The organism is Nocardia transvalensis (genome assembly GCF_015477765.1).
Classification (GTDB): Bacteria; Actinomycetota; Actinomycetes; order Mycobacteriales; family Mycobacteriaceae; genus Nocardia; species Nocardia transvalensis_A.
On the sequence record NZ_JADLQQ010000007.1, the window covers coordinates 40,517 to 55,045 of the forward strand.

The 14,529-nt window shown below is 68.1% G+C and carries 17 protein-coding genes; 4 read left to right on the top strand and 13 right to left on the bottom strand.

What is annotated here, in order from left to right; all coding sequences use genetic code 11:
- Positions 1–13: 13 nt before the first annotated feature.
- Together IU452_RS21085 and IU452_RS21090 are read right to left on the bottom strand one after the other, a co-directional pair.
- Positions 14–796 (bottom strand): META domain-containing protein, encoded by a 783-nt coding sequence (locus IU452_RS21085; RefSeq protein ID WP_195110845.1) that lies wholly within the window; start codon positions 794–796, stop codon positions 14–16.
- A 9-nt stretch (positions 797–805) separates the two neighbouring features.
- Entirely contained in the window at positions 806–1,291 is a 486-nt protein-coding gene (locus tag IU452_RS21090; RefSeq protein WP_195110846.1) for a cupin domain-containing protein, read from the bottom strand.
- A gap of 31 nt (positions 1,292–1,322) precedes the next feature.
- Between IU452_RS21090 and secG the strand changes: the two genes are divergently transcribed.
- Complete coding sequence (gene secG / locus IU452_RS21095) at positions 1,323–1,556, top strand: preprotein translocase subunit SecG (protein WP_195111269.1); 234 nt, start codon at positions 1,323–1,325, stop codon at positions 1,554–1,556.
- Here secG and IU452_RS21100 read toward each other — a convergent pair.
- Complete coding sequence (locus tag IU452_RS21100; protein WP_324192734.1) at positions 1,543–2,658, bottom strand: YbfB/YjiJ family MFS transporter; 1,116 nt, start codon at positions 2,656–2,658, stop codon at positions 1,543–1,545. The genes secG and IU452_RS21100 overlap by 14 nt on opposite strands.
- 69 nt (positions 2,659–2,727) lie before the next feature.
- Here IU452_RS21100 and IU452_RS21105 point away from each other — a divergent pair, with 69 nt between their 5' ends.
- Entirely contained in the window at positions 2,728–3,561 is an 834-nt protein-coding gene (locus IU452_RS21105) for a LysR family transcriptional regulator (protein ID WP_195110848.1), read from the top strand.
- A gap of 49 nt (positions 3,562–3,610) precedes the next feature.
- Here IU452_RS21105 and IU452_RS21110 read toward each other — a convergent pair whose 3' ends face one another.
- Complete coding sequence (locus IU452_RS21110) at positions 3,611–4,177, bottom strand: ArsR/SmtB family transcription factor (RefSeq protein WP_195110849.1); 567 nt, start codon at positions 4,175–4,177, stop codon at positions 3,611–3,613.
- A 75-nt stretch (positions 4,178–4,252) separates the two neighbouring features.
- On the opposite strand from IU452_RS21110, the gene IU452_RS21115 reads away from it, so the two are divergent.
- On the top strand, positions 4,253–4,630 hold the full coding sequence (locus IU452_RS21115) for a hypothetical protein (protein ID WP_195110850.1): 378 nt from the start codon (positions 4,253–4,255) through the stop codon (positions 4,628–4,630).
- Positions 4,631–4,686: 56 nt separating this feature from the next.
- Here the strand turns inward: IU452_RS21115 and IU452_RS21120 are convergent, their stop codons facing one another.
- On the bottom strand, positions 4,687–4,935 hold the full coding sequence (locus IU452_RS21120; protein ID WP_195110851.1) for a S1 RNA-binding domain-containing protein: 249 nt from the start codon (positions 4,933–4,935) through the stop codon (positions 4,687–4,689).
- Between the two features lie 167 nt (positions 4,936–5,102).
- Positions 5,103–5,954 carry an SDR family NAD(P)-dependent oxidoreductase gene (locus IU452_RS21125; protein ID WP_195110852.1) on the bottom strand — a complete coding sequence of 284 codons (852 nt, stop codon included), beginning with the start codon at positions 5,952–5,954 and terminating at the stop codon, positions 5,103–5,105.
- A gap of 96 nt (positions 5,955–6,050) precedes the next feature.
- Between IU452_RS21125 and IU452_RS21130 the strand changes: the two genes are divergently transcribed.
- Positions 6,051–6,992, top strand: coding sequence for an alpha/beta fold hydrolase (locus IU452_RS21130; RefSeq protein WP_195111270.1), 942 nt, complete (start codon positions 6,051–6,053; stop codon positions 6,990–6,992).
- Here IU452_RS21130 and IU452_RS21135 read toward each other — a convergent pair.
- The 7 genes from IU452_RS21135 to tkt all read right to left on the bottom strand — a co-directional run bounded on the left by IU452_RS21135 (position 6,976) and on the right by tkt (position 14,502).
- Positions 6,976–7,485: a nitroreductase family protein gene (locus IU452_RS21135; protein WP_324192735.1), complete on the bottom strand. Its 510-nt coding sequence runs from the start codon at positions 7,483–7,485 to the stop codon at positions 6,976–6,978. The genes IU452_RS21130 and IU452_RS21135 overlap by 17 nt on opposite strands.
- 89 nt (positions 7,486–7,574) lie before the next feature.
- A complete protein-coding gene (locus tag IU452_RS21140) occupies positions 7,575–7,925 on the bottom strand; it encodes a hypothetical protein (RefSeq protein WP_195110854.1) in 351 nt (116 codons plus the stop codon).
- Positions 7,926–8,018: 93 nt separating this feature from the next.
- Positions 8,019–8,753 (bottom strand): 6-phosphogluconolactonase, encoded by a 735-nt coding sequence (gene pgl / locus IU452_RS21145; protein WP_195110855.1) that lies wholly within the window; start codon positions 8,751–8,753, stop codon positions 8,019–8,021.
- Positions 8,746–9,654, bottom strand: coding sequence for a glucose-6-phosphate dehydrogenase assembly protein OpcA (gene opcA, locus IU452_RS21150; protein ID WP_195110856.1), 909 nt, complete (start codon positions 9,652–9,654; stop codon positions 8,746–8,748). The genes pgl and opcA overlap by 8 nt, the downstream gene beginning before the upstream one ends.
- Positions 9,651–11,213: a glucose-6-phosphate dehydrogenase gene (gene zwf / locus IU452_RS21155; protein ID WP_195110857.1), complete on the bottom strand. Its 1,563-nt coding sequence runs from the start codon at positions 11,211–11,213 to the stop codon at positions 9,651–9,653. The genes opcA and zwf overlap by 4 nt, the downstream gene beginning before the upstream one ends.
- Before the next feature lie 5 nt (positions 11,214–11,218).
- Positions 11,219–12,349 (bottom strand): transaldolase, encoded by a 1,131-nt coding sequence (gene tal, locus IU452_RS21160; RefSeq protein ID WP_195110858.1) that lies wholly within the window; start codon positions 12,347–12,349, stop codon positions 11,219–11,221.
- 8 nt (positions 12,350–12,357) lie between these two features.
- On the bottom strand, positions 12,358–14,502 hold the full coding sequence (tkt, locus tag IU452_RS21165) for a transketolase (RefSeq protein WP_195110859.1): 2,145 nt from the start codon (positions 14,500–14,502) through the stop codon (positions 12,358–12,360).
- Positions 14,503–14,529 lie beyond the last annotated feature (27 nt).

A 14,529-nucleotide genomic window follows, 5' to 3' on the forward strand; every position in this document is an offset into this window, starting at 1 on the left:
TGCGCTGCCGGGGTCACTTCTCTGCCCGCAGGACGAGGCCTGTGTTGTTGCCGTCGTTGTGGATGGTGAGGGTGTCGGAGTCGACGGTGGTTCGGGTCTTGCCGTCCAGGGCCTCCAGGACCTGCCGTTCGACATCCATTGCATCGGGCTCGCAGGCCATCTTGGTGGTGGCGATGCGGAAGGTGATCTCCTGGCCGTTCGCGGCGACGTCGGCGGAACCGGTCATGCGGTTGCATCCGGCGCTGCCGGTGACATGCCCGTCGGGGCCGATGGTCAGGGTGGGCCGCGCCTGCTCCAATGCCTGCGAGGTCACCTGGCCATTGGGACGCACCAGGGTGGTGACCACCCATGCGGTGCCGGTCAGCGGCCGATCGGGTTGGGCCACCTTCTTGTCCAGCAAGGTGACTGTGCTGTTGTTGCCCGACAGCGTGAGCGTATTGTCGTCCAGCTTCCAGGTCGGCGCGGATTCGAGCAGCCCGTTCTGCCATCCGTCGGCGCCGGAACGGTCGCCGGGGCAGGCCATCATGGTGGTCGCCAGCCCCGACACGCGCAGGACGTCGCCGTCGAAGTCGACCGGCCCGCTGCTGGTGTTGCATCCGGCCTGGGCCGACACCCGCCCGTCGGCAAAGGTGAGTACGAGGGGACCGCCGCCGGGGATCGCAGTGCCGTCGACCTTGGTGGAGACGAATGTATGCCCCATCGGGGTCGGGCCGTCCGAGGAACCCTGACTCGAGCAGGCCGCCGCCACTCCGACGGCCGCGAGTATCGGCATCCAGCGCAGCACGGTAGCTGACATGTTGCGATCCTAGCCGTGGTCGGCGGTGTCGGGGCCTTCCCCATTCCCGCAGAGTTCGCGGATCAACTCCCGGTGGTCGGGAAACTGCCGCGACAGTAGATAGGGGTCGGCCTCGTGCACGATCTCCGGCCGGAACGGCGGCGCGACCACGACGCTGGCCAAGGTGTACTCGCCGGTCGTGCGCGCCGCCTGCCACACCCCGGCCGGGACCACCAGATGGGGAAACTGGGTGGCCGGATCGGGGCCGAGCAGCACCTCTTCCACCCGCCCGACCGGGTGGAACAGCGTGAACCGCAGGGGCGCACCGGCGTGATAGGCGAACACCTCGGTGTGGTCGGCGGTATGCAGCGGGGCGGTGTGCGTGTCCGGCAGCAGCCAGTGGATGACCGTCGAATGCTCGTCGCGCCACGTCTCCCGGAAGAAGCCGTTGCAGACCGAGAGCGGTTCGAGGCGGAGCTGCTCGATGATGGACTCGGCGGCCGGGGTGAGAGTCATGGCAGCATCTAACTCGCTTAAACTGTGCGGCATGCGCATGTTCCTGGATATCCTCCTGATCATTACCAGTCTGCTGCTGGTTCTGCTCGTGCTGCTGCACCGGGCGAAGGGTGGAGGTCTGTCCAGTCTGTTCGGTGGCGGTGTGCAGGCCAGCCTGTCGGGCTCCACGGTCGCGGAGAAGAACCTCGACCGCATCACCATCTTCGTCGGCCTCGTCTGGGTGATCGCGATCCTCGGCATCGGCTTCGAGATCAAGTTCGCCTGATCGACAGCGCCGCCGCGGTCGCCGCCGCCAGCACCACCGCGACGATGGCGAAGGCCGCGGCGTAACTCGCACCGAGCACCGGCGCCACCACCAGCGGCCCCAGCACCTGCCCCAAGCCGTACACGGCGGTGAGAGTCGCCGCGGCGCCTGCCCCGGCGAGGTCGTCACCCACCTCGATCGCGAGCATGGTGATGCCCATGAATGTGGCGCCGAACAGCGCGGCCGAGACGATTGCCGGGCCCACACCGGTCGACAGCGCGGGCAGGAGTGCGGACGCGCACTGCAGCAGGAGTGCGACAACCAGCGCGGTCACCGGCGTCCGGCGGCGGGCGACCGCGCCCCACAGCACGGTCGCCGGGGCGGCGGCCACGCCGACGATCACCCACATCGACGTACCCAGCGCCGGGCGGTCCGGGGTGGTCACCGCGGCAACCAGGAACGTGCCGATGACGATGTAGCCCAAACCCTCCAGGAAGTAGGCGACCAGCAGCGCGCGCCACGGCCGCGCGGGCCGGGTGCCGCTCGCGGATGCGCGCGTGCCGGGCACGATCTCGATTCCCGCCGCCGGCACCAGCAGCACCGCCGTCACCACGGCAGCACCCAGCCACATCCCCTGCCACGACACCACCGGCCGTGCGGCCAGCGCCAGCAGTCCGGTCAGCGCGATACCGCACCCGACGCCCGTGAAGGCGATACCGGCTGCGCGCCTGCGATTTTCGTGCCGGGCGGCAATGCTCGCGCATCCGATGAACAGCACCGCACTGGCCGCCCCGGCAATCAGCCGCAGCAGCACCGGAATTGCGACCGGGGCCGGGACGGCCATGAGGACCTCGCTGATAACCAGTGCCACCGCCGACCAGCGAAACGCGGTGCGGCCGTTCCAGTCCGGGCGGCGGGCGAGCGCGACCGCACCGATCAGATAACCCGCGTAATTGGCGGCCGCGACCACCGCGGCGGTGTGCGCGTCGAGGCCTCCGGCGTCGATCATGACCGGCATCAGTGGGGTGTAGGCGAATCGGCCGATTCCCATGGCCGCCGCCAGTCCGGCCGAGGCGCGCGCGGCCGGCGCCAGCGTGTGGTGTCGAGGTAGAGCGATAGTCACACGACCGACGCTAGGTGCCGTCGCCATCCCCGTGAAATGACATTCATGCACCATATATACGCTGGACGTATGGATCTGGAGTTGCGGCATCTGCGTGCCTATCTGGCGCTGTGCGAGGAGCGGAACTACACCCGCGCCGCGCACCGGCTGCACGTGACCCAACCGTCGCTGACCCGCACGATCCAGCAGCTGGAACGGCTGCTGGACTGCCGCCTGATCGAACGCAGCTCCCGCCATTTCGACCTGACCGACGAGGGCGCGGAATTCCTGGCGCAGACCCGGCGCATCGTCGCCGATCTGGACACCGTCGTCGCCGACCTGCAGCTGCGGGGCGTGGTGTCGGTGGGGTTCTCCTGGCTGCTGCCCGACACGTGGTTCACCGCCGCCCGCACCCGTTTCGAGGCACTCGGCGGCCACGTCCAGATCCACCGCGTCGACGACCCGATCGCCGCACTCTCCGCCGGAACCCTCGATATCGCCCTGTACCGCAAGAATATTCGCCTACCGCGCAATCTGGCCGCGCGCACCATCGCCGTCGAGCGACGCGTCGTGGCCGTCAGCGCCGATTCTCCCCTGGCCCGCACCCCCCGCCTGCGCTGGCAGGACCTGGCCCGCTATCCGCTGGTCGTGAACACCATCTCCGGCACCACCGACGAAACCTCCTGGCCCACACCCGATCCCACCCGCGACATCATCACCTGCACCAATTTCGACGAATGGATCGAACTGATCGCCGCCGACCGCGGCATCGGCGCGGTCCCCGAACTGGCCCGCACCCGCGCTCCCCACCCCGGCGTCACCTATCTCGACATCCCCGACGCCCCACCCTCCCAAGTCCACCTGGCCTGGCGCACCAAACCACCACCCGCCCGCTCCATCCAACGTTTCCTCGACATCGCCTGAGCGCAACGCAACTCGCCCATCCGCCATCCCGGCATGCTTTAGGCCGGGATCAATCGGAACTTTCCGGAACGGCGAAGAAGCGCAGGGCCATGGCGCGGGCGTCGGGTGGGGCGTCGGTGCGTTGGTGGCTGTGGCGTTCGACCAGGTCCATGTAGTCGTCCATGAAGGCCTGGAGTTGGTCGTGTGTCATGTAGCAGGCGTGGCGCTGGACCTGTGACCAGCCGGTCGGGCCGGTCCATTCCTGATTGGCGCGCAGGTAGCGGTCGATGTCGGCGCCGATCTTCAGCTTGGCCAGGTGTTCGGCGGCGGCGTACTCCGAGGGCGTCATGGACGCGGGGTCGGGCGTGGTGTGGCTGAAGGGCAGTGCGCGCCACCACCGTTCGCGGCCCTGGGATTTCTCCGGGATCTCCTCGATGAGTCGGGACTCGGCGAGCTTGCGCAGGTGATAGCTGGTGGTCCCGGTGCTCTCGCCGAGGAATTCGGCCAGCGTCGTGGAGTTGGCGTCCCCGTGCGTGCCGAGATAGCGCAGGATCTGGCCGCGCAGTGGATGCGCGAGGGTCCGATACAGCGCCGTGCGCTCGGCGCTGGTCATCTCCTGGACGGCACGTTTGGACATGGCACCCACGGTAGCAAACAGATGTCTGCAAAAATTTCTTTGCAAAGATCTGTTTGCAATCGTACTGTGGGCGGCATGCGAGCGAAAAGGACCGGAACGCAGTGGGTTTCGTGGGCTCTCGGTGCGGTGGCGATCGCGCTGATCCCGTGGATGGTGCTCCTGGGGCGCACGCTCCCGGCGGAGACGACGGTGCGGAACTGGTCCGTTGCGTGGATCGGGCTGGATGTGCTGCTCACGGCCGGGTGCGTCGCCACGGCCCTGCTGCTGCGCCGACGAGACGAGCGCAGCCGGGTGACCGCCGCGGCGACCGCGGCCGTGGCCGTGCTCGACGGCTGGTTCGACCTGACGACGGCGGCGTCCGGGCCGACTCTCACGCAGGCGGCGGTATGTGCGGTGGGGGAATCTGCTCTGGCCGTCGTGTGCTGCTACTTGGCCCTGCGAGCCAGGACCTGACCCGTAGGCTGAAGGCGGTGTGGGGCCAGCTGGATCCTGGCCCCACACCGCTGCTGTCATGCCCGAGCCAGGCTCAGGCGGTGGTTGGTGTCGTCGAGGTCCAGGATTCGGACGCGCAACGTCGTGCCGACGGCAGGGTCGTCGGCCGTGGGCGACTTGGGTAGCAGGCCGTGGATGCCCGGCGACACCTCGAGGAATGCGCCGAACGGGGCGAGCGAGACGACGGGCGCCTCGAATTCGCTACCGCGGTCGTGAGCGGCGCGGAAAGACCGCCACTGTTCGGGCGAAACCGATTGGTGGGACATGTGATTCACCTCCTTTCGCGGTCCCTGGATGGAGCTGGGGATGCGTCCGGAGGGCGGGCCTCGGGCCCGCGCCGCGATCAAATCGCGGCCGGGAAACCTGTCTGTGTGCGGCGTATCGCCGACCCGGCAGTCACGGCGCCGAGGCTAGCACGCGGGCGGCTCGCGTGTCATCCCGCTGGTCGGCCGGTGCGGGGGATGCGACCGTCGACATCGGTGAAACCGTAGCTCTCGGCCAGATCGGCCACTCGCCAGGCCTTTCCGGTGCGCGTGCGGCGATTTCGGTCGCCGGCCAGGGCGACGACCGCGCGGCCGGGAAAGTGCGGGGTTTCCGCCTCGTTCAGGTCGAAGGTGCCCTCGCCCGGCAGGGTGATCAGGCGGCGCCCCTCGGCGTCGGGCGGGACCAATTGCAGCAGTTCGGTATTCACGATGCCGGGCCACAGGGATACGACGGTGACGGCGGTGTCGGTGAGCTCGTGAGCCAGGTCGGCGGTCAGGCGGTCCACGGCCGTCTTGGATACGCCGTAGACGGTGTTGTGGGTGTAGTGCTCGGCGCCGGGGGAGGAGATGTTCACGATCAGCCCGCCCGCCTCGATGAGCAGGGTGGCGGCGAAATGGCTTGCCACATAATGGGATCGGACGCCGATGTCGAAGCCCTCGTCCCAGGCCTTCGGCGGCACCTCCCAGAACGGTTTGCCCAGCCAGCGCGCCGAGGCGGGGGAGTTGTAGACGTTGTTGACCAGGACGTCGAGGCGGCCGTGTTCGGCGCGGATCTTGGCGAACAGCCCCTCGACCGCAGCGTCGTCACGGTGGTCGCAGACGTAGGGGATCCCGACGCCCCCGAGTTCCCCGATCCGCGCGGCCGTCTCGGCGACCGTGCCGGGCAAGCGCCCCGGCGAGGCGGTGCGTCCGGTCACGTACACCGTCGCGCCTGCCGCACCGAGTTCCAGCGCGATGCCCTTGCCGATGCCGCGGCTGGCCCCGGTCACCACGGCGACTCGGCCGGTGAGTATTCCGTTCACGACTCCGGGACATTACCGTGAAATAAGAACACGTTCTAGTACTCGGGAGGCGAAGTGGAGCCGACACATCGGTTCGTGGCGACCAACGGCATTCGGATGCATGTCGCCGAACAGGGCCGGGGGTATCCGGTGATCTTCTGCCACGGGTTCCCGCACGGCTGGTACGTCTGGCATCGGCAGTTGTCCGCGCTGGCCGAGGCCGGTTACCACGCCATCGCCCCCGACCTGCGTGGTTACGGCCGGACCGAGGCGCCCGAGGGCGTCGAGGCGCATACGAATGCCGCGGTGATCGGCGATCTGCTCGGCCTGCTCGACGAGATGGGTGCCGACAAGGCGGTCTTCGTGGGCCTGGATTTCGGTGCGCAGCTGGTGTGGGAGCTGGCGCTGCGTGCGCCGGAACGGGTGGAGGCGGTATTCGTCCTGAACAATCCGTTCGCCCCGCGTCCGCCCAAGCCGCCGTCGGCGTTCTGGGTGAAGGCGGCAGGGCGGCACTTCCTGCACCTGGCCTACTTTCAGACACCGGGAGTGGCCGATGCCGAGCTGGCCGCCCGGCCACGGGAATTCCTGGCCCGTGTCTTCTATTCGCTCAGTGGCGACTACCACTACCTCGACACCTGGAAGAACCCGCCGGGGCTGGGCTATCTCGACGTGCTGCCGACAGCGCCTCCCCTGCCGTGGACGTGGCTCAGCGAGGCCGAGCTGGACACGCTGACAGCCGAATTCGAGCGCACCGGTTTCACCGGCGGCCTCACCTGGTACCGCGCCCTGGACCGCAACTGGGAACTGACCGCCGACCTCCCCACCACGATCCCGGTCCCCACCTACTTCCTCTACGGCGAAAACGACCCGGACATGGAGGGCTTCAGCGGCCGAGACCCCCTGACCACCATGCGCGCCCACGTCCCCGACCTCCGCGCCGTCGAAAAGGTCCCCGCCGCAGGCCACCTCGTCCAATTGGAACGCACCGACGCAGTGAATGCCTTCCTCACCCGCCATCTGTCCGAGTTGGCCGGGGCGGGAATCAAGGCAGCCAGGTGAGGAGGTCGGGGACGGGGAGGCGGCCGCGGGGGATGGCCGTGGGTGGGTGGTGGTTGTCGTTGTCGGTGTAGCCGAGGGCTATGGCGTGGCGGGGGAGCCAGCCGGGGGCGGTGGACAGGAGGGCGGCGGCGTGGTGGACGTTGTCGTCGGGGTGGAAGGTGGTGACGCAGCTGCCGAGGCCGCGGTTGTGGGCGGCCAGGCAGATGGATTGGGCTATGCGGCCGAGGTCGAATTCGGTGTCGGCGAAACCGTTGTCCTCGGAGAGCAATACGAGGACCAGTGGGGCGCGGCCCAGGAGCATGGCGTAGTCGCCGAGGCGCGAGAGGCCGGCGCGCAGGCCCGGGTCGGTGACCGCGACGAAGCGCCATGGTTGGCGGTTGCGCGCCGAGCCCGTCCATCGCGCGATGTCGATGATTTGTTCGATGGTCACCCGGGGCACCGGATTCGGCAGGAAATGCCGTACCGACCGCAATGTCGTGATTGCCTCGTCCACCGCGCCGACGCTACCGCCTGGGACCGCGCGACTCATGGTGAGCCCTGCTACCTGAAACCTGTTCGTTGCCTACCGGGTGACCCGAGCCCTCACTCGCTCTGTTCCCACGCGGCCACCGGCATCGACAGGTACACGCCGAAATTATCCAGCCCCAAGGCCTTCTCGATGTCCTCGTGCAGCTGCTCGACTCTCTCCTGCCGATTATCGGCCCGGCTGGCGAACCATTTGGACTTGATCTCGATGACCACATCCAGCCCCTGGCTGTCGAACGGACTCGCCTGCCGAAACCGAATCTCGGCATCCCCCGGCTTCAGATTCCTGTCATAGGGTTCCTCCGGGCATTCCACCGCCACCGACACCAGATGCGGAAGTTGCTTCGCCAGCTCCCGCAGCATGTCCTCCGGAACCTCGGGCGAATAGGTGACATCGATCAGCGGCATACGGCAAGTCTATCGATGGCCCTTGCCTCGGCGCTGGCGCGCCGAGGCAAGGGAATGAAGGAGGCTGCGCTGGCCGAAAGGGGCACGGGCAGGTCAGCGCTGCAGGTCGGCGGCGGCGCCCTGGTCGAGCAGCCAGGTGGTGGATTCGCTGCCCTTGGCCCCTGCGGAGGGGACGTCGAGGGGGGAGGCGCCGGAGAGGGCCGCGGTGACGGCGGCGGCCTTGGATTCGCCGGCGACTATCAGGACGACGTGGCGGGCGCGGTGGACGGCGGGCAGGGTGAGGGTCACCCGCACCGGCGGGGGCTTCGGCGAATCGGTCACCGCCACCACGAGTTCGTGCTCCTCACGCACCGCATCGGTGTGCGGGAACAGCGAATTCACGTGTCCCTCACCGCCCATGCCGAGCAGATGCAGATCGAAGGCGCCGTGTTCGGTGAGGTGGGCGTGCACCGCGGCCGAATACTCCGCCGCCGCCTCGACCGGATCCGGGTATTCGCCGTCGGAGGCGGCGACCGGATGCACCCGAGCCGGGTCGACCGGGACATGGTCGAGCAGCGCCTCGCGGGCCTGCAGCTCGTTGCGTTCCGGATCGCCCGACGGCACGAAACGCTCATCGCCCCAGAACACCTCGACGCGCGACCAGTCGATATCGTTGGGCACCTTACGAATCTGCTCCAGGGTCGCGATCCCGGTGCCACCACCGGTCAGCACCACCGACGCCGAACCCCGCTCGCGCTGAGCGGCGGTCACGGTCTCGATGAAACGGGCGGCCGCCGCCGTCACCAAAGTCTCGGTGTCGGCGTGGATTTCGACCCGCGGCTCACTCATAGATCACCCTTTCGATCCCCGCCAGCGCCTCCGCGTACACCTCGTCCGCGTCCAGGCGCCGCAACTCCTCGGCCAGACAGTCCTTCGTCTCCCGCCGAGCCAGCGCGAAACGCTGATCCGGCTCGCCGGTCCGGGACAGGGTGGCGGTGCGCCCGGTCTGCGGCCGGGAGATCGCGATCGATACCGTCGGCCGATGCAACTCCACCTTCAGCTCACCGGTGCGCCGTCGCACCGGGCAGTCCAGCCGGGCGGCCAGCCATCCGGCCAGCACGTCCAGCGCGGGCTCCTCGTAGAGGCCCGACACCGTCACCGATTCCACCGGCTCGTAGGGCGGTTCGTCGAGGGAGGCCGCCAGCAGCGCCCGCCAATACGTGATCCGGCTCCACGCCAGATCGGTATTGCCCGGCGCATACGACTTCACCCGCTTCTTGATCGCCGCCTGCGGATCCGGGGCGAAGGTCGCGTCGGTGATGCGGCGAATCGCCAAGCGCCCCACCGAATCCTTCGACGGATACTCCGGCGCCCCGCGCGGCCACCACGCCACCACCGGCGTATCGGGCAGCAGGAACGGGATCACCACACTGCTTTCGTGATTGACCAGATCCCCTTGCAGCCGAAGCACTATCACCTCGGCCGCGCCCGCGTCACCACCGACTCTTATCTGAGCGTCGAGCTTGGTCTCTGCGAACCGGTCGCCCCGCGCAAGCACTATGACCCGGCACGGGTGCTCCCGGCTGGCATCGTTGGCGGCATCGATGGCATCTTCGGCCTCAGAGGAGTCCAGTGTGCACACCACCAGGGTGAGGACCCGGCCCACGGTGATCACGCCGTTGCTCTCGCGTAGCTTCACCAGCCGCTTGGCCACATCCCGGGTATCGGTATCGGGCATGTCCACGATCATGGCCGCCGCCATTCGCGCCCGGTGCGGGCAAGCATCTCGTCGGCCGCGGCCGGACCCCAGGTTCCCGCCTCGTACGGCTCGGGCTTGCCGGCGGCGGCCCAGTGCTCCAGCACGGGATCGAGGATGCGCCAGGACAACTCGACCTCCTCGTTGACCGGAAACAGCGACGGCTCCCCGAGCAGCATGTCGAGGATGAGCCGCTCGTAGGCCTCCGGCGAGGATTCGGTGAACGACTCCCCGTAGCTGAAATCCATGTTGACGTCGCGCACTTCCATGCTGGCGCCGGGCACCTTGGAGCCGAACCGCAGGGTGATGCCCTCGTCCGGCTGCACCCGGATGACCAGCGCGTTCTGCCCGAGTTCCTCGGTCATGGTCTGATCGAAGGGCAGATGCGGCGCCCGTTTGAACATGACCGCGATCTCGGTCACCCTGCGCCCCAGGCGTTTTCCGGTGCGCAGATAGAACGGCACGCCCGCCCATCGCCGGGTGTCGACATTTAGCGTGATGGCCGCATAGGTCTCGGTGCGCGAATTCGGGTCGAAACCCTCCTCGTCGAGCAGCCCCACCACGTGCTCGCTGCCCTGCCAGCCCTCGGTGTACTGACCGCGGGCGGTGGTCTCGTCCAGCGGCTCCACCAGTTTCGTCGCCGAGAGCACCTTGATCTTCTCGATCTGCAGCTGCCGCGGTTCGAAGTTGACCGGATCCTCCATCGCCGTCAGCGCCAGCAGCTGCAGCAGATGATTCTGGATCACGTCGCGGGCGGCACCGATACCGTCGTAATAGCCTGCGCGCCCGCCCAATCCGATGTCCTCGGCCATCGTGATCTGCACGTGGTCGACATAGTTGGAGTTCCAGGTCGGCTCGAACAGCTCGTTGGCGAACCGCAGCGCCAACAGGTTCTGCACCGTCTCCTTGCCGAGGTAGTGGTCGATGCGGAAGACCGTCTCCTCCGGGAACACCCGATTCACCAGGGCATTGAGCTCCTTGGCACTCTTCAGGTCGTGCCCGAACGGCTTCTCGATCACCACCCGCCGCCACGGCTTGGGCTTACCCGGCTCGTGATCCTGCTGCTGGGCCAGCCCGGTGCGCGAGAGCTGCTGCAGCACAACCGGAAACGCGTCGGGCGGAATCGACAGGTAGAAGGCGTGATTGCCGCCGGTGCCGCGCTCGTGGTCGAGCTGTTTGAGGGTGGCCGCCAACTGCGAGAAGGCGGCATCGTCCTCGAAGGTGCCCTGCACGAACCGCAGGCCCTCCGACAGCTGATCCCAGACCTCCTGCCGGAACGGCGTGCGCGCATGCTCCTTCACCGCATTGAGCACGACCTGGGAGAAGTCCTCGTCCGCCCAGTCCCGGCGCGCGAACCCGACCAGGGCGAACGCGGGCGGGAGCAGCCCGCGGTTCGCCAGGTCGTAGATGGCCGGCATCAGTTTTCTGCGTGACAGGTCACCGGTGACACCGAAGATCACCATGCTGCACGGGCCCGCGATCCGGGGAAGCCGCTTGTCCCGCTCTTCGCGCAGCGGATTCGCCGGTGCGGCCGTCGTCTCTACGCCGGCCATCGCGGTCAGTTGCTCCCGGTGGTCTCGAGCTCGGCCTTGGTCGCGGAAAGCAGTTCCTCCCACGACTTTTCGAACTTCTCCACGCCCTCGCGCTCGAGCACGACGAAGACGTCGTCCAGATCGACGCCGACGGCGGAGAGCTTGTCGAACACGGCCTGGGCCTGCTCGGCGGTGCCGCTGACGGTGTCGCCGCGCAGTTCGCCGTGGTCGGCGAATGCCTCGAGCGTCTTCTCCGGCAGGGTGTTGACCGTGTTCGGAGCCACCAGCTCGGTGATGTACATGGTGTCGGAGTAGTCCGGGTTCTTCACACCGGTGGACGCCCACAGCGGCCGCTGCCGGTTGCCGCCGGAGGAGGCGACCTGCTGATAGGTCGAGGTGTGCGCACCGCCGTCGAAGACGTCCTGATAGGCCGCATAGGCCAAGCGCGCGTTGGCGATACCCGCCTTGCCGCGCAGTTCGAGGGCCTCGGGCGTGCCGATCTTCTCCAGCCGCTTATCGATCTCGGTGTCCACCCGGGAGACGAAGAACGAGGCGACCGAGTGGATGCGGGCCAGATCGTGCCCGGCGACATGGGCGGCGCGCAACCCGTCCAGGTAGGCACCCATCACGCTGATGTAGCGCTGCACAGAGAAGATCAGCGTCACGTTCACGCTGATGCCCTCCGCGATCACCTTCGCGATGGCGGGCAGGCCCTCCTCGGTGGCGGGGATCTTGATGAACAGATTGGGCCGGTCGACGGTCTTCCACAGGTCGATCGCCTGCGCGACGGTCTTGTCGGTGTCGAAGGCGAAGCGCGGGTCGACCTCGATCGACACCCGGCCGTCCACGCCGCCGGTGGCCTCGTAGACCTCGGCCAGCACGTCACAGGCGGCGCGCACGTCGTCGGTGGTGATGGTGCGGATCGCGGCGTCGGCGTCGGCGCCCTGGGCGGCCAGTTCCTTGATCTGCTGATCGTAGGCGTGCCCCTTGCTGAGCGCGCCCTGGAAAATCGTCGGATTGGTGGTCACGCCGACCACGCTGCGGGTGGCGATGAGTTCGGCGAGGTTGCCGGACCGGATGCGGTCCCGCGACAGATCGTCGAGCCACACCGACACTCCCGCGGCGGACAATGCGGCGAGATTCTCGTTCTGTGCCATGACGCTAGTTATCCCTTCACCTTGTCGAGTGAACGCTGGGCGGCCTCGACCACGGCGTCGGCGGTGAAGCCGAACTCGCGGAACAGGGTCTTGTAATCGGCCGACGCACCGAAGTGCTCGATCGAGACGATCTCACCGGCCTCGCCGGCGAATCGGTACCACGGCATCGAGATACCGGCTTCGACGGTGACGCGCGCACGGACCGTGGGCGGCAGCACCTCGTCGCGGTAACTCTGCTCCTGCGCGTCGAACCACTCCACGCACGGCATCGAGACCACACGGGTTCCAACGCCCTGCGCCTCCAGCCTAGTCCTGGCCTCGACCGCGAGCTGTAGCTCCGAGCCGGTGGCGATCAGGATCACCTGCGGTGTCCCGGTGGACGATTCGGCCAGGATGTAGCCGCCCTTGCGGACGCCCTCGTAGCTGGTGCCCTCGAGGATCGGCAGGTCCTGGCGGGTCAGTGCCAGCGCAGACGGGCCGTCGATGAACGGGCCCTGCGCCGGGGTGAAATGCGAATCCCGTTCGGTGCTCTCGAGTTCCAGCACCGCGCGCCAGGCGTGCACGGTCTCGTTGGCGTCACCCGGGCGCACCACGTTCAGGCCCGGGATCGCCCGCAGCGCCGCCAGATGTTCGATCGGCTGATGGGTCGGGCCGTCCTCGCCGAGGCCGATCGAGTCGTGGGTCCACACGTAGATCGCGGGCACCCGCATGAGCGCGGCCAGACGCACCGCGGGGCGCATGTAGTCGGAGAACACCAGGAAGGTGCCGCCGTAGGGGCGGGTGTTGCCGTGCAGGGCGATGCCGTTGAGGATCGCGCCCATGGCGTGCTCGCGCACACCGAAGTGCAGGGTGCGGCCGTACGGGTTGGCCTTCCACATACCGGTGGAGATCGACTCCGGGCCGAAGCTCGGCTGATCGGGCATGGTGGTGTTGTTGGATTCGGCGAGGTCGGCCGAACCACCCCACAGCTCCGGCAGCACCGGCGCCAGCGCGGCCAGTACCTTGCCCGACGCCTTGCGGGTGGCCATACCCTTCGGGTCCGGCTCCCAGGACGGCAGGCCCGCGTGCCAGCCGTCCGGCAGCGTGCGCGCCGCCAGGCGATCGAAGAGCTTCTTGTTCTCCGGGTTGGCCTGGGCCCAGGTGTCGAACTGCTCCTGCCAGGCGGCTCGGGCGGCCTTGGCGCGGTCGGCGGCATTGCGGCGGGTGTGGGCGATGACCGCGTCGTCGACCTCGAAGCTCTGCTCCGGATCGAAGCCCAGGATCTTCTTGGTGGCGGCCACCTCGTCGGCGCCCAGCGCGGCGCCGTGCGAGGAGCCGGTGTTCATCTTGTTCGGGGCCGGATAGCCGATGATCGTGCGCAGCAGGATGAACGACGGCTTGTCGGTCACCGCCTGCGCCTGCGCGATCGCCTCCTCGATGGCGACCACGTCCTCGCCGCCCTCGACCACCTGCACGTGCCAGCCGTAGGCCCGGTAGCGCGCGGCGGTGTCCTCGCTCAGGGCGATGGTGGTGTCGTCCTCGATGGAGATCTTGTTGTCGTCGTAGAAGACGATCAGATTGCCCAGTTGCTGGGTGCCCGCCAGCGACGACGCCTCGGAGGTGACACCCTCTTCGATATCGCCGTCGGAGGCGATGACGTAGATGAAATGGTCGAAGGGGCTGTGGCCCTGCGGGGCGTTCGGATCGAACAGGCCGCGCTCGCGTCGGGCCGCCATGGCCATGCCGACCGAGGACGCCAGGCCCTGTCCCAGCGGTCCGGTGGTGATCTCCACACCCCTGGTGTGCCGGTACTCCGGATGGCCCGGAGTGAGCGAACCCCACTTGCGCAGCTGCTTCAGATCGTCGAGTTCGAGACCCGAGCCCGACAGGTACAGCTGAATGTACTGGGTGAGGCTGGAGTGGCCCGCGGACAGGATGAACCGGTCACGCCCGGTCCAGTCCGGATCGCTCGGGTCGTAGCGCAGCACCCGCTGGTAGAGCGTGTACGCCAGCGGCGCCAGGCTCATCGCGGTGCCGGGGTGCCCGTTGCCCGCGTTCTGCACCGCGTCGGCGGCGAGGACGCGCACCGTGTCGACGGCTCGCGAGTCCAAATCGGTCCAGTCGTCCGGGTGGTTCGGCTGGGTGAGGGCGCGGATGTCGTCTGTGACTGACACGACCGGGATTCTCCTGACCTTCTCGTC

What these genes read in the sequence shown, in the direction of transcription:
- IU452_RS21085 (WP_195110845.1), bottom strand. Translation starts at nt 796, where the DNA reads ATGTCAGCTACCGTGCTGCGCTGGATGCCGATACTCGCGGCCGTCGGA.
- IU452_RS21090 (WP_195110846.1), bottom strand. Translation starts at nt 1,291, where the DNA reads ATGACTCTCACCCCGGCCGCCGAGTCCATCATCGAGCAGCTCCGCCTC.
- secG (WP_195111269.1), top strand. Translation starts at nt 1,323, where the DNA reads ATGCGCATGTTCCTGGATATCCTCCTGATCATTACCAGTCTGCTGCTG.
- IU452_RS21105 (WP_195110848.1), top strand. Translation starts at nt 2,728, where the DNA reads ATGGATCTGGAGTTGCGGCATCTGCGTGCCTATCTGGCGCTGTGCGAG.
- IU452_RS21110 (WP_195110849.1), bottom strand. Translation starts at nt 4,177, where the DNA reads ATGTCCAAACGTGCCGTCCAGGAGATGACCAGCGCCGAGCGCACGGCG.
- IU452_RS21115 (WP_195110850.1), top strand. Translation starts at nt 4,253, where the DNA reads ATGCGAGCGAAAAGGACCGGAACGCAGTGGGTTTCGTGGGCTCTCGGT.
- IU452_RS21120 (WP_195110851.1), bottom strand. Translation starts at nt 4,935, where the DNA reads ATGTCCCACCAATCGGTTTCGCCCGAACAGTGGCGGTCTTTCCGCGCC.
- IU452_RS21130 (WP_195111270.1), top strand. Translation starts at nt 6,051, where the DNA reads ATGCATGTCGCCGAACAGGGCCGGGGGTATCCGGTGATCTTCTGCCAC.
- IU452_RS21140 (WP_195110854.1), bottom strand. Translation starts at nt 7,925, where the DNA reads ATGCCGCTGATCGATGTCACCTATTCGCCCGAGGTTCCGGAGGACATG.
- pgl (WP_195110855.1), bottom strand. Translation starts at nt 8,753, where the DNA reads ATGAGTGAGCCGCGGGTCGAAATCCACGCCGACACCGAGACTTTGGTG.
- opcA (WP_195110856.1), bottom strand. Translation starts at nt 9,654, where the DNA reads ATGATCGTGGACATGCCCGATACCGATACCCGGGATGTGGCCAAGCGG.
- zwf (WP_195110857.1), bottom strand. Translation starts at nt 11,213, where the DNA reads ATGGCCGGCGTAGAGACGACGGCCGCACCGGCGAATCCGCTGCGCGAA.
- tal (WP_195110858.1), bottom strand. Translation starts at nt 12,349, where the DNA reads ATGGCACAGAACGAGAATCTCGCCGCATTGTCCGCCGCGGGAGTGTCG.